At 72.8% G+C, this 18,837-nt stretch carries 21 protein-coding genes; 10 read left to right on the top strand and 11 right to left on the bottom strand.

Annotated elements, in window-relative coordinates:
* Positions 1-63 precede the first annotated feature (63 nt).
* From mshC to ACIG87_RS02125, 6 genes are all read right to left on the bottom strand, one after another.
* A complete protein-coding gene (mshC, locus tag ACIG87_RS02100) occupies positions 64-1,302 on the bottom strand; it encodes a cysteine--1-D-myo-inosityl 2-amino-2-deoxy-alpha-D-glucopyranoside ligase (protein WP_396847295.1) in 1,239 nt (412 codons plus the stop codon).
* Positions 1,303-1,369: 67 nt separating this feature from the next.
* On the bottom strand, positions 1,370-2,185 hold the full coding sequence (locus tag ACIG87_RS02105) for an SCO1664 family protein (protein WP_396847297.1): 816 nt from the start codon (positions 2,183-2,185) through the stop codon (positions 1,370-1,372).
* A complete protein-coding gene (locus ACIG87_RS02110) occupies positions 2,182-2,760 on the bottom strand; it encodes a DUF3090 domain-containing protein (protein WP_396847299.1) in 579 nt (192 codons plus the stop codon). Before ACIG87_RS02110 ends, ACIG87_RS02105 begins: the two co-directional genes overlap by 4 nt.
* 101 nt (positions 2,761-2,861) lie before the next feature.
* Positions 2,862-3,566, bottom strand: coding sequence for a histidine phosphatase family protein (locus ACIG87_RS02115; protein WP_396847300.1), 705 nt, complete (start codon positions 3,564-3,566; stop codon positions 2,862-2,864).
* 81 nt (positions 3,567-3,647) lie between these two features.
* Positions 3,648-4,484 carry an undecaprenyl-diphosphate phosphatase gene (locus ACIG87_RS02120; RefSeq protein ID WP_396847302.1) on the bottom strand — a complete coding sequence of 279 codons (837 nt, stop codon included), beginning with the start codon at positions 4,482-4,484 and terminating at the stop codon, positions 3,648-3,650.
* On the bottom strand, positions 4,481-5,533 hold the full coding sequence (locus ACIG87_RS02125) for an LLM class F420-dependent oxidoreductase (protein ID WP_396847304.1): 1,053 nt from the start codon (positions 5,531-5,533) through the stop codon (positions 4,481-4,483). The genes ACIG87_RS02120 and ACIG87_RS02125 overlap by 4 nt, the downstream gene beginning before the upstream one ends.
* Before the next feature lie 272 nt (positions 5,534-5,805).
* On the opposite strand from ACIG87_RS02125, the gene ACIG87_RS02130 reads away from it, so the two are divergent.
* The 6 genes from ACIG87_RS02130 (at position 5,806) to ACIG87_RS02155 (ending at position 10,504) form a co-directional block, all read left to right on the top strand.
* Complete coding sequence (locus tag ACIG87_RS02130) at positions 5,806-6,777, top strand: aldo/keto reductase (RefSeq protein ID WP_396847306.1); 972 nt, start codon at positions 5,806-5,808, stop codon at positions 6,775-6,777.
* A gap of 342 nt (positions 6,778-7,119) precedes the next feature.
* Complete coding sequence (locus ACIG87_RS02135) at positions 7,120-7,242, top strand: hypothetical protein (protein ID WP_396847307.1); 123 nt, start codon at positions 7,120-7,122, stop codon at positions 7,240-7,242.
* Positions 7,243-7,313: 71 nt separating this feature from the next.
* Entirely contained in the window at positions 7,314-8,417 is a 1,104-nt protein-coding gene (locus ACIG87_RS02140) for a HesA/MoeB/ThiF family protein (RefSeq protein WP_396847309.1), read from the top strand.
* Positions 8,414-9,628 (top strand): PqqD family protein, encoded by a 1,215-nt coding sequence (locus ACIG87_RS02145; RefSeq protein WP_396847311.1) that lies wholly within the window; start codon positions 8,414-8,416, stop codon positions 9,626-9,628. The genes ACIG87_RS02140 and ACIG87_RS02145 overlap by 4 nt, the downstream gene beginning before the upstream one ends.
* Complete coding sequence (locus ACIG87_RS02150) at positions 9,625-10,194, top strand: DUF3105 domain-containing protein (protein WP_396847313.1); 570 nt, start codon at positions 9,625-9,627, stop codon at positions 10,192-10,194. Before ACIG87_RS02145 ends, ACIG87_RS02150 begins: the two co-directional genes overlap by 4 nt.
* A 118-nt stretch (positions 10,195-10,312) precedes the next feature.
* Positions 10,313-10,504, top strand: a complete 192-nt coding sequence (locus tag ACIG87_RS02155; protein ID WP_282341856.1) for a DUF5703 family protein — start codon at positions 10,313-10,315, stop codon at positions 10,502-10,504.
* Between the two features lie 169 nt (positions 10,505-10,673).
* Here the strand turns inward: ACIG87_RS02155 and ACIG87_RS02160 are convergent, their stop codons facing one another.
* Together ACIG87_RS02160 and ACIG87_RS02165 are read right to left on the bottom strand one after the other, a co-directional pair.
* Positions 10,674-11,360, bottom strand: coding sequence for a hypothetical protein (locus tag ACIG87_RS02160; RefSeq protein WP_396847315.1), 687 nt, complete (start codon positions 11,358-11,360; stop codon positions 10,674-10,676).
* A gap of 48 nt (positions 11,361-11,408) precedes the next feature.
* Positions 11,409-12,737, bottom strand: a complete 1,329-nt coding sequence (locus ACIG87_RS02165) for a M20/M25/M40 family metallo-hydrolase (protein ID WP_396847316.1) — start codon at positions 12,735-12,737, stop codon at positions 11,409-11,411.
* Positions 12,738-13,004: 267 nt separating this feature from the next.
* On the opposite strand from ACIG87_RS02165, the gene ACIG87_RS02170 reads away from it, so the two are divergent.
* The 3 genes from ACIG87_RS02170 (at position 13,005) to ACIG87_RS02180 (ending at position 14,965) form a co-directional block, all read left to right on the top strand.
* Positions 13,005-13,625 carry a hemerythrin domain-containing protein gene (locus ACIG87_RS02170; RefSeq protein WP_396847318.1) on the top strand — a complete coding sequence of 207 codons (621 nt, stop codon included), beginning with the start codon at positions 13,005-13,007 and terminating at the stop codon, positions 13,623-13,625.
* Between the two features lie 85 nt (positions 13,626-13,710).
* Positions 13,711-14,709 (top strand): LysR family transcriptional regulator, encoded by a 999-nt coding sequence (locus tag ACIG87_RS02175; RefSeq protein WP_396847320.1) that lies wholly within the window; start codon positions 13,711-13,713, stop codon positions 14,707-14,709.
* A gap of 19 nt (positions 14,710-14,728) precedes the next feature.
* Positions 14,729-14,965, top strand: a complete 237-nt coding sequence (locus ACIG87_RS02180) for a hypothetical protein (protein ID WP_396847322.1) — start codon at positions 14,729-14,731, stop codon at positions 14,963-14,965.
* 116 nt (positions 14,966-15,081) lie between these two features.
* Here ACIG87_RS02180 and ACIG87_RS02185 read toward each other — a convergent pair whose 3' ends face one another.
* The 3 genes from ACIG87_RS02185 to ACIG87_RS02195 are packed head-to-tail and all read right to left on the bottom strand — an operon-like array spanning position 15,082 to position 18,162.
* A complete protein-coding gene (locus tag ACIG87_RS02185; RefSeq protein ID WP_396847323.1) occupies positions 15,082-15,432 on the bottom strand; it encodes a DUF3140 domain-containing protein in 351 nt (116 codons plus the stop codon).
* Positions 15,432-15,596, bottom strand: a complete 165-nt coding sequence (locus tag ACIG87_RS02190; RefSeq protein ID WP_396847324.1) for a hypothetical protein — start codon at positions 15,594-15,596, stop codon at positions 15,432-15,434. The genes ACIG87_RS02185 and ACIG87_RS02190 overlap by 1 nt, the downstream gene beginning before the upstream one ends.
* A 13-nt stretch (positions 15,597-15,609) precedes the next feature.
* Complete coding sequence (locus ACIG87_RS02195) at positions 15,610-18,162, bottom strand: ATP-dependent Clp protease ATP-binding subunit (RefSeq protein ID WP_396847325.1); 2,553 nt, start codon at positions 18,160-18,162, stop codon at positions 15,610-15,612.
* Between the two features lie 121 nt (positions 18,163-18,283).
* On the opposite strand from ACIG87_RS02195, the gene ACIG87_RS02200 reads away from it, so the two are divergent.
* Positions 18,284-18,661: a hypothetical protein gene (locus ACIG87_RS02200; protein WP_396847327.1), complete on the top strand. Its 378-nt coding sequence runs from the start codon at positions 18,284-18,286 to the stop codon at positions 18,659-18,661.
* Positions 18,662-18,837 lie beyond the last annotated feature (176 nt).

Below are 18,837 nucleotides of genomic sequence, written 5' to 3' on the forward strand. Positions count from 1 at the left end.
TGCCTCCGCACCGTCAGCGGCTGAGTCAGGCCAGCCGGGTGGTCCGCTCCCACATCCTCACGGTCAGAGGCGGATGCCGAGCAGGGCGTCGACGGTGCCGGCGAAGAGGGCGGGGGCCTGCGGGTCGCCGCCGGTGCCGGCGAGCGCCGTCTCGGCCCAGTGGTCCGCCAGGGCCAGCGCGCCCGGGGTGTCCAGGTCGTCACCGAGGCGCTCGCGTACCCCGGCCAGGAAGGCCGCGCCGGACGGCCCGGACGGCGCGGCGGCGGCCCGCCGCCAACGGTCCAGCCGCCGGTGCGCCGCGTGCAGCACGTCGTCGGTCCAGGCCCGGTCGGCGCGGTAGTGGCCGGACATCAGGCCGAGCCGCACGGCCATCGGGTCGACCCGGTCGGCGCGCAACCGGGAGACGAAGACCAGGTTGCCCTTGGACTTCGACATCTTCTCGCCGTCCAGGCCGATCATGCCGGCGTGCACGTAGTGGTCGGCGAAGGGCGCCTCGCCGGTGAGCCGCTCGGCGTGCGCGGCGGAACACTCGTGGTGCGGGAAGATCAGGTCGTTGCCGCCACCCTGCACGTCGAGCCGGTCGCCGAGCAGGTTCAGCGCGATCACCGTGCACTCGATGTGCCAGCCGGGGCGCCCGGCGCCCAGCTCACCGCCCGGCCAGGACGGCTCGCCGTCGCGGGCGCCACGCCACAGCAGCGGGTCGAGCGGGTCGCGTTTGCCGGCCCGGTCCGGGTCGCCGCCGCGCTCCGGGAAGAGCACCAGCATCTGCTCCCGGGTCAGGTTCGACTCGTAGCCGAACGCCGGGGCGGCGGCGATGTCGAAGTAGACGTCGCCGGTGCCGTCGTCGAGTCGGTACGCGGCACCGTCCTTGAGTAGTTCCTGGACCCGGTCGGCGATGTCCGGGATCGACTCCACCGCGCCGACGTAGTGCGCCGGCGGGATGATCCGCAGCGCCTCCATGTCCTCCCGGAACAGCGCCGTCTCCCGCATCGCCAGGACCTTCCAGTCCTCGCCGTCGCGCTCGGCCCGCTCCAGCAGCGGGTCGTCGATGTCGGTGACGTTCTGCACGTACCGGACGGTCAGGCCGGCGTCGCGCCACATCCGCTGCACCAGATCGAAGGTGATCATGGTGGCGGCGTGCCCCAGGTGGGTGGCGTCGTACGGGGTGATGCCGCAGACGTACATGGTGGCGGGGCCGTCGGGCCGGCTCGGGTGGACACCGCGCCGCGCCGAGTCGTACAAGCTCAGTGGCCCGCCGTCACCCGGCAGCCGTGGCACCTCGTGTCCCGCCCAAGACTCCATGACCGTCAGCCTAACGAGCCGCCCGCCCGCCCGGAGAGACCGCCCGGGTGATCAACGCGACAACGGCTCACATGGGTGGCCACGGCATCGCCGGCCACTCCTGGGGCGGCAACGGGTAACGCCCGGCGTCCCGCAGCCGGCGCACCCGGACGGCCAGCTCGGCGACCTCGCCGAGGGTCAGGTGCTCGGCCAGCTCCTCCCCCAGCTCACCGGCGAGCTGCCCGGCGAGGGCGTCGAGCACCTGCACCGCGTCCGGCGGGAGCTGCCGGCCGGCCCAGCCCCACAGCACGGTCCGTAGCTTCTCCTCGACGTGGAAGCAGACCCCGTGGTCCACCCCGTAGATCCGGTCGTCCGCGCCGACCAGCACGTGGCTGCCCTTGCGGTCGGCGTTGTTGAGCACCGCGTCCAGCACGGCCAGCCGGGCCAACCGGGGGTCGTCCGCGTGCGCCAGGGCGTACGCGGCCCCGTCGTCGTCCCGGGCGGCGGCGACCGGGAACCAGCGCGGCGGCACCGCCTCGGCCGGCACGAACCCCACCAGCGGCTCGGCGTCGTCCGGCTCGTCGATCCACAGCTGACACGAACCCGGGCCGAGCGGGCCGTCCCGCAGCACCGTCGGCGGGACCAGGTCCCAACCGGTGGCCCGGGAGACCAGGTAGGCGGCGACCTCCCGGCCGGCGAGGGTGCCGTCGGGGAAGTCCCACAGCGGGCGCTCACCGCGTACCGGCTTGTAGACGCAGCGGGCCGTCCGGCCGTCCAGGGTCAGGATCGCCCGCAGGGTGGTGTTGGAGGCGTCGACCAGCCGACCCTCCAGGTCCAGCTCACCGTCGCACAGCAGCCGGAGCGCGGCGCGGGCGTCCTGGCGCTGCAACTCCGACGAGGTCACCGGTGGTAGCCGTTGTGCCGGGGGCAGAGGTGCCCGGCGGGATCGAGCGGCTGGCCGCAGAGCGGGCAGGGCGGGCGACCGGCGTTGACCACCCGGCGGGCCCGTTCGATGAACTCGCGGGTCGCCTCGGGCGTCAACCGCACCCGCAGCCGGTCGAGATCCTCGTCCGGCTCCTCGTCGTCGTCGACCTCGTCGACCTCGTCGCCGCCCAGCTCGACCTCGGCCTCCGCCTCACCGGCGGCGATCGCCTCGATCACCACGGTGGCGGAGTCCACGTCGAAGGCCAACCCGAGGGTGCCGACGCGGAACTCCTCGTCGACCGGGATGTCCAGCGGGTCGTTGTCGCCGACGGCCACGGCCACCTCCGGCAGCTCGACGCCGAACCGGCGCTGCGCCTCGGAGAGCAGCTCCTCCAGCTTCTCGGCGAGCAGGGACACCTGCACCTTCTCCAGCGCGACGCTGACCAGCCGACCGCCGCCGCGGGCCTGGAGGAAGAACGTGCGCTCCCCGGGCGGCCCGACGGTCCCGGCGACGAACCGCTCCGGCGGCTCGAAGGCGTGCACCTGGTGGGTCATACCCACGACCCTATCCGGAGCGTGGAACGGTCGCGCAAGGCACCGACGCCGAATCAGCCGAGGGCGAAACGGCGCGGCCCGCGCGGCGGCGGGCGTCCGGCTCACCCGCCGGTTCCCGCACCCCCGCCGACGGCCGCGTCGGAGTCGACCGGCCGGGTCGCCCGACGCCGCCGCTTGGCGGGCGGGGGCACCAGGCCGGCCAGGTCACCGCCGGTGTCGTTGAGCCGGACCAGGAACGGCCGCAGCGGGGTGTAGCGGATCGCGGTGACCGAGGCCGGATCGGCGACGATGCGTTGGAACAGATCGAGGTGCACCCCGAGGGCATCGGCCACGATGGCCTTGATCACATCGCCGTGGCTGCACGCCAGCCAGACCGCCTCCGGCCCGTGCGCGGCGGTGACCCGGGCGTCCCAGGCACGCACCGCTTCGACCGCTCGGGCCGACATCTGCGCCATCGACTCCCCGTCGGGGAAGACGGCGGCGCTGGGGTGCTGCTGCACCACCGGCCAGAGCGGCTCCTTGGCCAGCTTCTTGAGCGGCTGCCCCTCCCAGGCGCCGTAGCCGCACTCGATCAGCCCCTCCTCGACCACCGGATCGGCCTGCGGCAACGCCAGCTCAAGGGTCTGCCGGCACCGGATCAACGGGCTGGTCACCACCGCTGCCAGGGGCAGGCCGCGCAGCCGCTCGCCGACCGCGCCCGCCTGGGCCCGGCCGGTGTCGTCCAACTCGACCGGCTGCCGGCCGGCCAGCCCACCGTCGGCGTTCGCCGTCGTCCGGCCGTGTCGCAGAAGCAGAAGGGTCGCCACGTCCCCACCCTAGGCGCAGCCCGACCGCCGACGGCCCCCGACACCGGCGGTGGTGTCGGGGGCCGTCGGGCCGGCGTCAGGTCAGGTGGCGCTGATCGTGCCGGTGAGCAGCAGCGCCAGCACCAGGGTGCCGAGCGCCACCCGGTAGAGCACGAAGACGTACAGGGTGTGGTGCGCCACGTACCGCAGCAACCAGGCGATGGCCGCGTAGCCGATCCCGAAGGCGATGATCGTGGCCACCACCATCTGCGCCACCGAGGGCACCGAGGTGCCCGGCGCGGCCGGCTCGAAGACGTCCCCGACGCTGAAGATGCCGGACATCACCACCGCCGGGATGGCCAGCAGGAACGAGTACCGGGCGGCGGCCTCCCGGGTGAGGTTGAGCAGCAGTCCGGCGGTGAGCGTGCCGCCGGAGCGGGACACCCCGGGGACCAGCGCCATCGCCTGGGCGAAGCCCATCACCACGCCGTCGCGCATCCGGAAGTTCGCCAGGGTACGGGTCTGCCGACCCCAGTACTCGGCGAAGGCCAGCACGAAGGCGAAGACGATCAACGTGGTGGAGACCACCCACAGGTTGCGCCCGGCGGTACGGATCTGGTCCTTGAACAGGACACCGAACAGCCCGATCGGGATCGAGCCGACGATCACGTACCAGCCCATCCGGTAGTCGAGGCTGGACCGCACCGAGCGGTCCCACAACCCCACCAACCAGGTACGGGTGATCCGCCAGATGTCCTTGGCGAAGTAGATGAGCACGGCCGCCTCGGTGCCCAGCTGGGTGACCGCGGTGAAGGACGCGCCCGCATCCCGGTCGAAGAAGATCGCCGAGGTGATCCGCAGATGCCCCGACGAACTCACCGGGAGGAACTCGGTGAGCCCCTGGACGATGCCCAGGACGATGGCCTCGACCCAGGTCACTCGCCGACTCCCGAGAGGTCGAGGGCCTCGGCGACGGTACGCAGGGTCTGCACGCCGCTGTCCCGGTCGGCAACGAACAGGGTGACCGACAGGGTGGTCACCCCGGCTGCCGCGTACTCCCGCATCCGCTCGGCGATGCGTTCCTTCGGGCCGAGCAGCGAGGTGCGGTCGATGAACTCCATCGGCACCGCCGCTGCCGCGTCGCGCTGCTGCCTGGCCAGGTAGAGATCCTGCACCTGACGGGCGGCGTCGCCGTAGCCCATCCGGGTGGCGAGCTGGTTGTAGAAGTTCTGCTGCCGGCTGCCCATGCCGCCGACGTACAGGGCCGCGTACCAGCGGACCAGTTCGGCGCAGGAGGCCACGTCGTCGCCGACCACCACCGGCACCGACGGCACCACGTCGAAGCCGGCCAGTTCCCGACCGGCCTTCGCCCGGCCGGCCCGCACCGAGGCGAGTTGCTCCTCGGCGAACTCGGGGGCGTAGAAGACCGCCAGCCAGCCGTCGGCGATCTCGCCGGCCAGCTCCAGGTTCTTCGGGCCGACGGCGGCCAGGTAGATCGGGATGTGTTCGCGGGGCGGATGGAAGCCCAGCCGCAACGCCTTGCCGGGGCCGTCGGGCAGCGGCAGTGTGTAGTGCTCGCCGTCGTAGGCGACCTCCTTGCGGGCCACCGCCAGCTTCACGATGTCGACGTACTCGCGGGTGCGGGCGAGCGGCTTGGCGAACCGGACGCCGTGCCAGCCCTCGGAGACCTGCGGACCGGAGACGCCCAGGCCGAGCCGGAACCGGCCACCGGAGAGCGCGTCGATCGTCGCCGCGGTCATCGCGGTCATCGCCGGGGTACGGGCGGGGATCTGCATCACCGCGCTGCCCAGGTCGATCCGCTCGGTCTGGCCGGCCATCCAGGCGAGCATGCTCGGGGAGTCGGAGCCGTACGCCTCCGCCGCCCACACCACCGAGTAGCCGAGGCGGTCCGCTTCCTGGGCAAACGCCAGGTGGTCTGCCGGCGTACTCCACGCCGTCTGATATCCGAGGCTGAGCCCGAGTCGCACTGATCCTCCCCATCCCGCACCACAGGTCGCATCAGGTTACGCAATGGCGTGGGCCCCGCCGCCCACCGCCTCGCCACGGGCCCCGGGTGCGCGGACGCCGGGCCGGGCGGACCGGCGGGGCAGCCTGCCGTCGACAACGAGTGACCGGGGCGGCGCGGTCGGGCGTGGAACGGGCGACCGGGGCGGCGGTGACGGTCGGATCGGCGACGCGAGAGGCAGAGATGCCGGGAGCGAGGATATCGGTTGCGGCGGGTTGCAAATAAGGTTCACCCATGCAACAGCGACCGCTCGGCCGAAGCGGGCTGGCGGTTTCCCGGCTCGCGCTCGGCACCATGACCTGGGGCCGGGACACCGACGCCGACGACGCGGCGGCCCAGCTGAAGAGTTTCCTCGACGCGGGCGGCAACCTGGTCGACACGGCCGACGTGTTCGCCGACGGGGACGCCGAGTCGGTGCTCGGGTCGTTGCTGGGCACCCTGGTCCCCCGCGAGGACGTGTTGATCGCCACCAAGGCGGGCCTGCGGCCGGGCAGCGGGCGGCGGCGCGACGGCTCGCGCGGGCACCTGCTGCGTACCCTGGACGGCTCGCTGCGCCGGCTCGGCACCGACCACGTCGACCTGTGGCAGGTGCACGGCTACGACCCGGACACCCCGCTGGAGGAGACCCTCGCCGCGCTGGACCACGCGGTCGCGTCGGGCCGGGTCCGGTACGTCGGGGTGTCGAACTTCTCCGGCTGGCAGACCGCCCGCGCCGCGGCCTGGCAGGCCGCCTGGCCGGGACGGGCCCCGGTGGTCGCCGCCCAGGTGGAGTACTCGCTGCTGGAGCGGGGGGTGGAGCGGGAGGTGCTGCCGGCCTGCGCCGCGCTGGGCCTGGGGGTGCTGCCCTGGTCGCCGCTCGGGCGGGGGGTGCTGACCGGCAAGTACCGCAACGGCCGCCCGGCGGACTCGCGGGCCGCCTCGGCGCACTTCGAGCCGTTCGTCGCCACCTATCTGGAGCCGCGCTGCTCCAGCATCGTGGAGGCGGTGAGCATCGCCGCCGGTGGGTTGGGCGTGTCGCCGCTGGAGGTGGCGCTGGCCTGGATCCGGGACCGGCCGGGGGTGACCGCGCCGATCCTGGGCGCCCGGACGGTCGGTCAACTGCTCGGCGCGTTGCAGGTGGAGCGGATGACCCTGCCGCAGGAGATCACCACGGCGCTGGACGACGTGTCCACCGTGCCGGTCGGTTACCCGGAACGCGACGGCTGACCCCCGATTCCCCGCCCGCGCAAAGGCGGCGGACCGCCCAAAAGCGCACCGGAGTGCGCCAATTTTCACTGATCATCCTTTACCAACTGTCACACCCCCATAATTCGATCCATCCGCTCTGGATGTTCCGTCCGAATAGGCGGCTTCGACGGCCTGGAGCGCTTTTGGCCCAGGGCTTTCTGTCCACTTTCCGGCGGCCCCGCCCGGAAAGGGATTCGACCCGCCGGAGACGATCCGATCCGACTCCGGAAGATATTGTGGCGAACCAATGACGATGCTCTAATGATTGCGGCGTGAGCGACCCCCGCCGCGTCGTTTCTCCCATTTCGCTGGAGGACACCCGTGGACCGTAAGACCGACGTCAAGCGCAAGCCCGCCAAGGTCGTCGTGCGCAAGCTCGAGCGGCTCGAGACCACCGTCGCCATCATCACCGACCCGGGCTGCCGCAACGACATCTGCGGCTGACCCAACCCCGTTTCGGCCGGGGCGCGGCGTGCCGCGCCCCGGCCGGCCATCGTCCAGGAGGTCATCGCCCGATGCTGCGGCCCCGGATCAAGGGCATCCACAAGCCGGTACGACTGCACCCGACCCTGATCAACATAGGTGGTCGACAGCTGGGTGTCGGCGCGGAGATCGACGACGAGGACGGCAGCCTCTGGGCGCTGCTCGGCCTGATGGACGGCACCCGTACCCGGGCCGAGATCGTCGCGGCGCTGCTCGCCGAGCGACCCGGGATGGACGCCGAGGAGGCTACCGACGCCCTGACGACCATCATCGACGCCGGGTACGTCGAGGACGCCGCCGCGCCGCCCCCGCCCGAGCTGAGCCCCGAGGAGGTCGACCGGTACGACCGGGCGTTCACGTACCACGCCTGGGTGGACCTCACCCCGCGCGCCTCCCGCTACGAGGTGCAGGCCCGGCTCAAGGCGGGCCGGGTGGTGGTGCTGGGGCTCGGCGGTTCCGGCTCGGCGGTGGCCGCCTCCCTGGTGGCCGCCGGGGTCGGCACGGTGCACTGTGTCGACTTCGACGTGGTCGAACCCGGCAACCTGACCCGGCAACTGCTCTACACCGAGGACGACATCGGCGCCCCGAAGGTGGCCGCCGCGGTGGCCCGGCTGCGCCGGATGAACTCCCACGTCACGGTGACCGGCGAGGAGACCCGGGTCGACTCGACAGGGGACGTGGCGGCGTTGATGCGCGACCGGGACCTGCTGGTGCTCTGCGCCGACCAGCCCCGACACGCCATCCGGGAGTGGACCAACCGGGCCGCCCTGGCCACCGGCACGCCCTGGATGCTCGCCCAGTACGCCGGCCCGATGGCGGTGATCGGCCTCTTCGTACCCGGTCAGACCTGCTGTGAGGCGTGCCTGCCGAGTGTCAACGACCGGCTGCGCGAGGAGCACGGCGCCGAGCCGGAGGAGCTCTTCCCGTTCACCGGGCACGCGGTGATCGCCCCCACCGCCAACCTCACCGGGCACCTGGCCGCCCTCGACGCGGTCTACCACCTCGCCGGCATCCCGACGAGCACCCGGGGCCGGATGTTCCATCTGAGCCTGACCGACCTGACCTACCACTACGTGGTCAACCCCCGGCCCGGCGCGAAGTGCGACACCTGCGGCTGGCTCCAGGAGGAACGGTGACCCTCCTCGGGCTGGACAGCCGGCCACCGGTGGCGAACCTGGTGGTCCGCCAGGAGGAGCCGGACGAGTACGTCGTCGGCGACCCGGCCAGCGGCAACTTCGTGGTGGTGCCCGAGGTGGGGGCACGGCTGGTCGCGCTCTTCGCCGCCGGCCGTACGGTCGCCGAGGCCGCCGACGAGGTGGAGCGGGAGACCGGTGAGCCGGTGGACGCGCTGGACTTCGTCGAGGTGCTGGTCGACGCGGGGATCATCCGGGCCCAGGTCGACGACGGGCCACCACCGGCCCCGGTGCGGCACTGGTCGGTGTCCCGCATCCCGGCCCGGCTGGTCCGGCCGCTGTTCGGCCGGGTGGCCTGGACGATCTACGTCGGCGCGCTGCTGGCCACGTTGGCGATGTTCGCCGCCGAGCCGTCGCTGCTGCCCACCTACGAGGACACCTTCATCTTCCCCGACGTGGTGCTCAGCCTCCTGATCACCAACGTCACGGTGGCCCTGCTGACGGTGGTGCACGAGGTGTGGCACGCCTTCGCCGGCGCGGCCGTCGGCGTACGGTCGCAGTTGCGGCTGGAGCGCCGGGGTGTCTTCCCCGTCCTGGAGACCGACCTGACCGGGCTCTGGGCGTTGCCGCCGGAACGCCGTTACGGCCCCTTCCTCGCCGGGATGGCCGTCGACGGGATGCTGCTGTTCGCCGCGGTCGCCCCCCGCTTCGCCTGGTCACGGGGTTGGCTGGAGCTGCCCCCGGGGATGGTCCGGTTCCTCGCCATGGTGGTGTTCAGCCAGGCCGTCAAGCTGGCCTTCCAGACCCTGGCCTACCTGCGTACCGACATGTACCTGGTGATGGCGACGGCGACCGGCTGCCGCAACCTGCACGAGGTGACCCGGCTCAGCCTGAAGAAATGGGTCCGCCGGCTGACCCCCGCCGAACGGAACGTGCTGCGTGACGCGCACGCCCGGGATCTGCGGGTGTCACGCTGGTACCGATTGTTGTATTTGGCCGGTGTCATCTGGATGGCCTGGTTCGCCATCCATTTTCTGCTACCGAGCGCAAAAGTGACACTGGGGTGGGCCGGCGGCGTACTGATCGGCGCTCCGTTCGGCAGCGCGTACTGGTGGGAGGGAATTGCGTTGGCCGCTTTCGCGTCGCTCAACGTGCTGCTTCCGCTCGGGGTGATCGCCCGTAACCGTTATCGCGCCGGAAAGTTGGCCACATGAACCGCAGATGGCTCGGCCCGGTGGTCAGCGTGGTGGTGACCGTGCTCAGTGTGGCGACCATGTCCAGCCTCGGGGTGGGGGTGCTGCTCGGCCTCTCCGGCGGCGACACCGCGCTGCCCTGCGACCGGCTGCCCGGTACGGCGCAACCGTTCGAGGGCAACCGGCACATCGCGTACGAGGGGGCGCCGCACGAGCCGTACCGGACGCTGCCGCCGACCTCGGGGCCGCACTCGCCCCGGGTGGTCGTGCCGGGCATCTACCGGGACGCGGTGCCGGAGGAGCTCCAGGTGCACGCCCTGGAACACGGCCACGTGCTGCTGCAGTACGCCCCGGACGTCCCGGCCGCCGACGTCGAGAAGCTGGAGCGGCTGGGCCGTCGCCATCCCCGTGACGTGGTGGTGGCGCCCTACCCGCCGCTGGGCCACGGCATCGGGCTGACCGCCTGGCAGCGGCTGGACCGCCTGGACACCCTCGACGAGCGGGCGGTCGAGGAGTTCATCGACCGGCTCGCCGGCCGCTACGACCACTCCTGGCAGCACGGGGCGACCGACTGCACGTCGGGCTGACCGGAAACCGGACGACCCGCCGCGTTCGGGGCCACCGCGCACCCGCGCAGGCCGGCGGTGGCGCGGCGCACCGCCCAAGGGGTGGCGCGGGGCCGCCGGGCTGGGCAGCATGGGTCACATGGACTACGAATACGCGCCGCTGCGGTTGCCGCCGAACGTCGACCGGTTGACCGCCGCGGCGCAGCTGGCGATCCAGGCGGAGTTCTCCGGCTGGGAGTTGGCCCGGGTGCAGCTGTTCCGGGACGGCACCCGCAAGGTGATGCTGCGCCGCCGTCGGGTCAACCAACCACAACCGGGCCTGTCCTACTGACCCGGGCACGTCCGGCAGCGGTCGTGCGCCGGCCTGCCGGTGCCGGCGGCGGGTCGTCGGACCGCCCTGCCGGGCCAGCGGCCTCGACGGGGGCGGCCCGCCGCCGGAGAGCGCCGGGGCAGCCGGGGGCGGTCCGCCCCGGGCTGCCCCGGTGAGCCTCGACGACGCCTTAGTGCTGATGCCCGGCGTGATCGTGATCGTGATCGTGATCGTGGTCGTGGTCGTGGTCGTCGAGGGACGGGTGCTCGTCGAGCCGGCCCACGAGCCGGTCGTCGGCGGCCGGGGTGAACGGGCCCACCGGATCGTCGTCGTCGAACGAGTCCAGGTCGACCGGGGTGCCGACCTCACTGACCAGCACCACGCCGTCCAGCGGCTCCAGCTCCGGCACGTCCAGGGCGTCGAGTGAACCGTCACCGCTCTGCAGCAGCTCCAGCACCGCCTCGCCGACCCCCTCGACCGGAGCCGGCTTCTCCTCGTCGGGAGTGGCCTTCCGGCGGGCCACCTCGGCGACCCGGATCAACGCCGAGACGCTCGGCACCTGGTAGTCGCGGCGCTGCCGCACCGAGATGACCTGGGGGTACGGGTCGGCGGCCTCGGTGCCCTCGGCGCCGCCGCCGAACCGCTCGTCCGCCTCCTCCGGGTCGATCGACTCCACGTCCCAGGGGGTGACCTCGCCGAACTCGACGAGCAACTGCTCGTCGTAGTAGCACGAGGCGTTGTTCAACTCCACGTACGCCTGCCACACGTCGTCGTCGTCGATGCGCCCCTTGGCGGCACGCACGGCCGCAAGGTGGGCGCGGGCCGCGTCGATCACGAGCTCCAGGGCGGCGTCCAGCTCACCGTGCTGGTCGGTCATGGGGCAGTCCCTTCGGAAATGGGGGGTGAGGTGCGGCACCGGAGCTGGTCAGCAGTTGCGGAGGAACCGGTCGAGAACCCGCACGCCGAACTGTAGTCCGTCCACCGGCACCCGCTCGTCGATGCCGTGGAACAGCGCCGAGAAGTTGAGGTCGGCCGGCAGTCGCAGGGGGGCGAAGCCGAAGCAGCGGATGCCGAGCTGGGCGAACGCCTTGGCGTCGGTGCCACCGGAGAGCATGTACGGCACCGGGCGGGCCCCCGGGTCCTCGGCGCGCAGCGCCGCCGACATCGCCTCGACCAGGTCGCCGTCGAAGGTGGTCTCCAGGGCCGGTTGGCGTTGCACGTACTCGATCTCGATGTCCGGGCCGACCAGCTCCCGTAGTTGCCGCTCCAGCATCTCCGACTGACCGGGCAGGCTGCGGCAGTCGATGGTGGCGGTGGCCCGGCCCGGGATGACGTTGTCCTTGTAGCCGGCGGCCAACCGGGTCGGGTTGGCGGTGCTGCGGATGGTCGCGCCGATGATGTTGGCGATCGGGCCGAGCTTGGCGATCGCGGTCTCCGGGTCGTCCGGGTCCAGCTCGACCCCGAGCACCTCGGAGACCTCCTGCAGGAAGGCCCGTACGGTCGGGGTGACGGTGATCGGGAAGCGGTGCCGCCCGATCCGGGCGACCGCCTCGGCCAGCGCGGTCACCGCGTTGTCGTCGTGGATGAACGAGCCGTGCCCGGGGCGGCCCTTGGCGTGCAGCCGCAGCCAGTCCAGCCCCTTCTCGGCCGTCTCGATCAGGTAGAGCCGCTGGGCGTCGCTGATCGAGTAGGAGAAGCCACCGACCTCGCCGATCGCCTCGGTGCAGCCGTCGAAGACGCCCCGGTGCCGCTGGGCGAGGAAGTGCGCGCCGTAGTCGCTGCCCGCCTCCTCGTCGGCGGTGTAGGCCAGCACGATGTCGCGCGGCGGACGGACGCCGGTGCGCTGCCAGTGCCGCACCACCGCCAGCACCATCGCGTCGAAGTCCTTCATGTCGATCGCGCCCCGGCCCCACAGGTAGCCGTCGCGGATCTCCCCGGAGAACGGGTGCACCGACCACTCGTCGGCGTCGGCGGGCACCACGTCCAGGTGGCCGTGCACCAGCAGGGCGTCCCGGCCCGGGTCGACGCCGGGGATGCGGGCGACCAGGTTGGCCCGGCCCGGCGCGGACTCGTGGATCTCGGCGTCGACGCCGACCTCGGCGAGCTTCTCCGCGACGTACTCCGCGGCCCGGCGCTCACCCGCGCTGGTGGCGTTGTCACCGGTGTTGGTGGTGTCGATGCGCAACAGGTCACGGCAGAGGTCGACGACCTCGGCGGTGGGGTCGGGCGGGGCGGAAGCGGCGTCGCTCGTCATCGCCTCTTTCTACCAGTCGCCGGCCCCGCCACGAACGGCCCGGCCGGCCCTACCGCGGACCGCCCGGCCCTGTTGCGAACCGGCCGGCCTCGGTGGGAGACCGCCCGGCCGGCGCTGTCGCGCGCCCCGGCCGCCGACGACCGGAGACCGCCCGCAACGGCCGCCCGGGTTTGCCGGTCACCGGGTACGGGTACCGGCGCTGGCGTCCCCGTACCGCCCGTCGTTCCGGCCGGCGAACCCGTGCCGGCCCCCGTCGAGGAGGGCGTCATGTCCGCCGTTCCCCTGCCACCGCTGCCGCCGACCGCCGACGACACCTACCGCCCCGGCGGGCGGAGCCTGGCCGACCTCGCCGACGCCGAACATGGGCAACTGCTCGGTCTGGTCGACCAGGTCGTCGACCCCGCCCTGACGGTCGAGCGTCGGCGGGAGGTGCTCCAGGTGCTCACCGCCATGGTGTCGCGGCACCTGTCGGCCGAGGAGCAGTACCTGCTGCCCACCGCCCGCGCCGCGTTGCCCGACGCCGCCGGCCGGGTGGACCGGGAGATCGAGGCGGACGCCGCGCTGCTCACCGCGCTGAAGGCCCTCGGCGGGCCGGACGACCCGACGCTGGCCGACGTCGCGGCCCGAATCCGCCGGCACGTCACCGCGGTCGCCTACCTGATCACCCCGCTGCGCGAGGTGGCCACCGACGCGGAGCTGATCCGGCTGGGCAACCGGTGGGAGATCGCCGAGGAGGCGGCCCCGACCCGGCCGCACCCGGGCACCCCGGCCACCCCGCCGTGGAACCGGATCGTCGAGCCGGCAGTGGGCGTGGTGGACAAGCTGCGCGACGCGGTGACCGGCCGCCGTACCCAGCTGACCGACCTCACCCGCCGGTCGGAGCGGTGATCGGTCGACTCCGATCCGTCCAGGTCTGCCAGCCGGTTCCGTCCAGGGCCTTCCGTCTATCGACGAGTGGCCATACCGTCACCATATGAATCTGGAGCTGCGCCACCTGCGGGTGGTCTGCGCGATCGCCGAGACGGGCAGCGTGACGAAGGCCGCGTCCGCCCTCGGCCTGGCCCAGCCGGCCCTGACCGCCCAGCTTCAGCGCATCGAGCGGACGCTGGGCGGTCCGCTGTTCGAACGGGACCGCCGGGGCGCCCGTCCCACCGCCCTGGGTGAGTTGGTGCTGTCCCGGGCCCGGGTGCTGCTGCCGGCGATGAAGGGCCTACAGGACGAGGCGGCCCGGCTGGCCGGGGCGGACGACGCCCTCGGCCGGTACCGCTTCGGCGGAGTGAACAGCCCGATCCTGGGCCGGTTGGTGCACCGGCTCGCCGCCGAGCAGCCACACGCGCAGATCACCACCTACGCGTCGTGGTCGGCCGACGAACTGGGCGCCCTGGTCGCCGGTGGCCGGCTCGACTTCGCGCTGAGCGGTATCTGCGGCGACGCCACCCCACCGGCGGAGTTCGGCCTGTCCTGGCGGGAGGTGGCGGTCGACCCGGTGCTGGTGCTGCTGCCGGCCGGTCACCCGCTGGCCGACGGGGACGAGGTCGGCCTGGCCGACCTGCGTCACGAGCACTGGGTGGCCGCGCCGGGCGACGGCTGCTTCGGCGACTGCTTCGCCGCCGCGTGCGCCCGCGCCGGTTTCACCCCCCGCAAGGTGTACGAGACCGACGTGCGCGGCTGCATGGACCTCGTCGACGCCGGTGAGGCGGTGGCGCTGTGCCAGGCCACCTTCCGCCCGGTCGCCGGCCTGGTGACCCGCCGGTTGGCCGGCAGCCCGCTGCGGTGGCGACTGCTGCTCGGCTGGCACCCGGAATCCCCGGCGGCCCGGGTCGCCGAGGCGGTCCTGGAGGACGCGGTGGCCGCGTACACCGATTCGTTGGCCGCGCACCCCGACTACCTGGCCTGGTTGCTGCGGCATCCCGAGTTCGGGGCCCGGGAGATTGGTGCGGCCCGCCCGGCCGGTCGGGTGCGAACGGCGTGACGACGGGTATCAGCCCTGCATGACCGATCTCTATCCGGCCGCCGACCAGCGGGAACTGCTGCGTCGGGCGGCCACCGCACACACCGCTGCCGCCCGGGACGTCGAGACGTTCCTGCGTCGACTGCCCGAGGTGCCCGCCCCGGCCGACATCACCGAGTACGCGACGCTGCTCACCCGGGAGGAGCAGACCCGCGCCGAGCGGCAGGACGCCGCCGACGCCGCCGGCCTGCAACTACCCAGCCTGGGATCCGAGTAGCCCGTCCGACGGATCGGCACCCGGGACGGTGTCCCGGGTGCCCACGCATCCCGGCTCAGCCCCGACCGACCGAACCCAGCCCCGACCGGCCCGGACGGACGGACGGACGGACGGGATCAGCGTTCGACGAGGACGTCGTGGCCCAGGTCGAGCAGGGCGTGACGCCACTCGTCGTCGGCGTTGCCGCCACCGGGTTTCTCCTCCACGAGTGACCGGATCCGGTCGATCGCCGCCCGCATCACCTCGATGTCGGCCGGGGTGAGGTCGACCTTGCGCTTGCGCAGCACGGCCAGGATCTGCCGACCGGGCTCGGGCAGGTCGAGGTCCGGGCCGGGACCGAACGCCTCCTCCCCCGACCCCCGGGTCAGCAGCCACTGCCGCAGCTGCTCGGAGGGGACGTTCACCTCGGCGTGGAAGTCCTCCCAGATCACCTCGACCTCGGGGTCGAGTCGCTGTTCCCGTGCCATCACGCCTCCTCTTCCGGTGGCCCGGACGGTGCCGGGTCCCCGTCGTCGGTCCACTGCTTCAGGCCCTCCGGCGGCACCTGGACCCGCCCCGGGTTCGCGGTCGGGGGCGCCAGGATGGGTGCGGTCTGCTCGGCGTTCTCCTCGGTCTCCTCGGGTTCGGTCATCTCCACCCTCCGGTCATCGGGGATGCGAGGTGCTGGCGGCGGTGTGGTCGCGGTCCCCGGCGGACACCTCGAAGGTGAGCTGGCCGTCCCGCGCGTCGACGGTGACCTTCTGCCCCGGTGAGAGCTGGTTCTCCAGCAGCATCCGGGACAGCCGGTTGTCGACCTCCCGCTGGATCACCCGGCGTAGCGGGCGGGCCCCGAACTCCGGCTGGTAGCCGTGCTCGGCCAGCCAGTCGGTGCCGGCCGGGGCGAACTCGACCTGGATGTCCTGGGCGTGCAGCCGGCGGCGGGTCTCCTCGAGCAGCAGCCCGGTGATCTGGCGCAGCTGCTCGGCCTCCAACCGCTGGAAGATGATCGTCTCGTCGACCCGGTTGAGGAACTCCGGACGGAAGTTCTCCTGGAGCCGGCGCATCAGCCGTTCCCGCAGCTCGTCGGCCTCCTGCTGGTGACCCTCGGCACCGATGCCGAAGCCGACCGTACGCTGACTGCCGGTGATCAGCTCCGAACCCAGGTTGCTCGTCATGATCAGCACGGTGTTCTTGAAGTTGACCGTACGACCCTGGCTGTCGGTGAGCCGGCCGTCGTCGAGCACCTGGAGCAGGATGTTGAACACGTCCGGGTGGGCCTTCTCGATCTCGTCGAGCAGCACCACCGCGTACGGGCGGCGACGGACCGCCTCGGTGAGCTGGCCGGCCTCCTCGTAGCCGACGTAGCCGGGGGGCGCTCCGACCAGCCGGGCCACGGTGTGTCTCTCCTGGAACTCGCTCATGTCGACCCGGACCATCCGGTCCGCCTCGCCGAAGAGCGCCTCGGCCAGGGCTCGGGCCAGTTCGGTCTTGCCGACGCCGGTCGGTCCGAGGAAGAGGAAGCTGCCCATCGGCCGGTTCGGGTCGGCCAGCCCGGTCCGGGACCGGCGTACCGCCTCGGCGATGGCGGTGACCGCGTCGTCCTGGCCGATCACCTTCTGGTGCAGGTGTCCCTCCAGGCGCAGCAGCCGGTCCCGTTCCTCCTCGGTGAGCTGGCTGATCGGGATGCCGGTGGACCGGGAGACCACCTCGGCGATCTCCTTCGTGCCGACCGAGGGGACCTGGTGGTCCCCACCGTCGTCCCGGGCCCGCCCGATCTGCTCCTCCAGCTCGGCGAGCCGGTCGCGCAGCGCGGACGCCTTCTCGTACTGTTCGTCGGCGACGGCCTGTTCCTTGTCCCGGCGGACGTCCTCCAACTGCTGCTCCAGCTCCCGGACGTCCGAGGCGGGGGTCCGGGTGCGCAGCCGGACCCGCGCCCCGGCCTGGTCGATCAGGTCGATCGCCTTGTCCGGCAGGAACCGGTCGGTGACGTACCGGTCGGAGAGTTCGGCGGCGGCGACCAGCGCCTCGTCGGTGAACCGGACCTGGTGGTGTGCCTCGTACCGGTCCCGCAGGCCGCGCAGGATGGCCACGGTGTCCTCGACGTCGGGCTCGGGCACCAGCACCGGCTGGAACCGGCGGGCCAGCGCGGCGTCCTTCTCGATGCTGCGCCGGTACTCGTCCAGCGTGGTGGCCCCGATCACCCGCAGCTCGCCGCGGGCCAGGGCCGGCTTGAGCATGTTGGAGGCGTCCATGCCGCCCTCGCTGCCGGCACCGCCCGCCCCGACCAGGGTGTGGATCTCGTCCATGAAGATGATCAGCTCGTCCCGGTGCGCCCGGATCTCGTCGATCACCTTCTTGAGCCGTTCCTCGAAGTCGCCCCGGTAGCGGGTGCCGGCGACCAGGCCGGCCAGGTCGAGCTGGACGACCCGCTTGCCGAGCAGGGTCTGCGGCACGTCGCCGTCGCAGATCCGCTCGGCCAGGCCCTCCACGATGGCGGTCTTGCCGACGCCGGCCTCGCCGATGAGCACCGGGTTGTTCTTGGTCCGCCGGGACAGGATCTCGACCGCCTGTTCGATCTCGTCGGCGCGGCCGATCACCGGGTCGATCTGGTCGTTGGCCGCCAGGTCGGTGAGGTCCTGGCCGTACTGGTCGAGAGTGGGGGTGCCCCGGTCGGGTCGCGGGCCGGTCATCGGGCCGCGTTCGGCGCCGGCCGCCTGGAGCGACTCGGGCTGGATCCGACCGGCGGCGAGCATCCGACCGGCCGGCGACTCGGGATTGAGCGGCAGCGCCATCAGGATGTGCTCGGGTCCGATGTAGTTCGCCCCCATCGCCCGGGAGAGCTGGTGGGCGTCGAGCAGCGCCCGCTTGGCCGCCGGGGTGAGCGAGAGGTTCGGCGGCACCTCGCCGCGCGGGGCACCGTCGCCGCGTCCACCGAGCGCGTTGACCAGGGCCTCCGGGTCGGCACCGGCGCGGCGGACCAGGTCCCGCAGCGGCTCACGCTGCAACGCCGCCCAGAGCAGATGGTCGGTGTCCAGGTCGGTGCTGTGCTTCTGGGCGGCCCGCCGGGCGGCGTCGGCCAGCATCTCCCGGGCGTCGGCGGTCATCAGCCGGGTGATGTCGACCCGATGGGCCGGCCGGCGTCCGCCCTCACCTCGACCGAAGTACCGGGCCAGGAACTCGTCCCACGGGTCGGAGCCGAAGTCACCGGGTCCCATCATGTCTGTCCTCCGCTCCTCGGGCGCGGCAGGGTCGCCGAGGGCGACACGTAGGCGCGACACGATCGCCGGTGGCTACCCGACGGTCGCCCCGACAAACGCCGTCAGGTGGCAGGGTGGGGGTATGGACTCCCATCCGCTGTTGATCGTTGACGGTGCGAACGTGGTCGGCTCCCGCCCCGACGGCTGGTGGCACGACCGCGCCGGCGCGGCGGCCCGACTACGGGACCGGCTGGTCCCGGTGGCCGACGCGGGCGTACCCCCGGAGCTGCTCGCACCCGTCGAGGTGCTGCTGGTGGTGGAGGGTCCGGCGCGGGACGTGCCGGGGGTGCCCGGGGTGCGCACCGTCGCGGCGCCGGGTTCGGGCGACGACACCATCGTCGACCTGGTACGCGACGCGCCGGATCGGCGTCGGCTGGTGGTGACTGCCGACCGGGAGCTGCGCGGGCGGGTGGGCGAGCTGGGCGCCGAGGTGTACGGCCCCCGCTGGCTGCCCTCCTGAGCCCCGGCCCGTCAGTCCGGGTTCGTCCGCCCGCCCGGCGCGGTCCGGACCGCTGACGGCCCGGCCCGCCGGCGTCCCGGGTGGCCGGGCGCGCAGGGTTCGGCGCAGTCCCGTCAACGGGACCTGGCGTCTTTTCAGTGAGACCAACCGGGCGACTTCGCGCACGTCAGGGCGGT

The organism is Micromonospora sp. NPDC051925 (assembly GCF_044548625.1).
In the GTDB taxonomy this organism is placed as follows: Bacteria; Actinomycetota; Actinomycetes; order Mycobacteriales; family Micromonosporaceae; genus Micromonospora.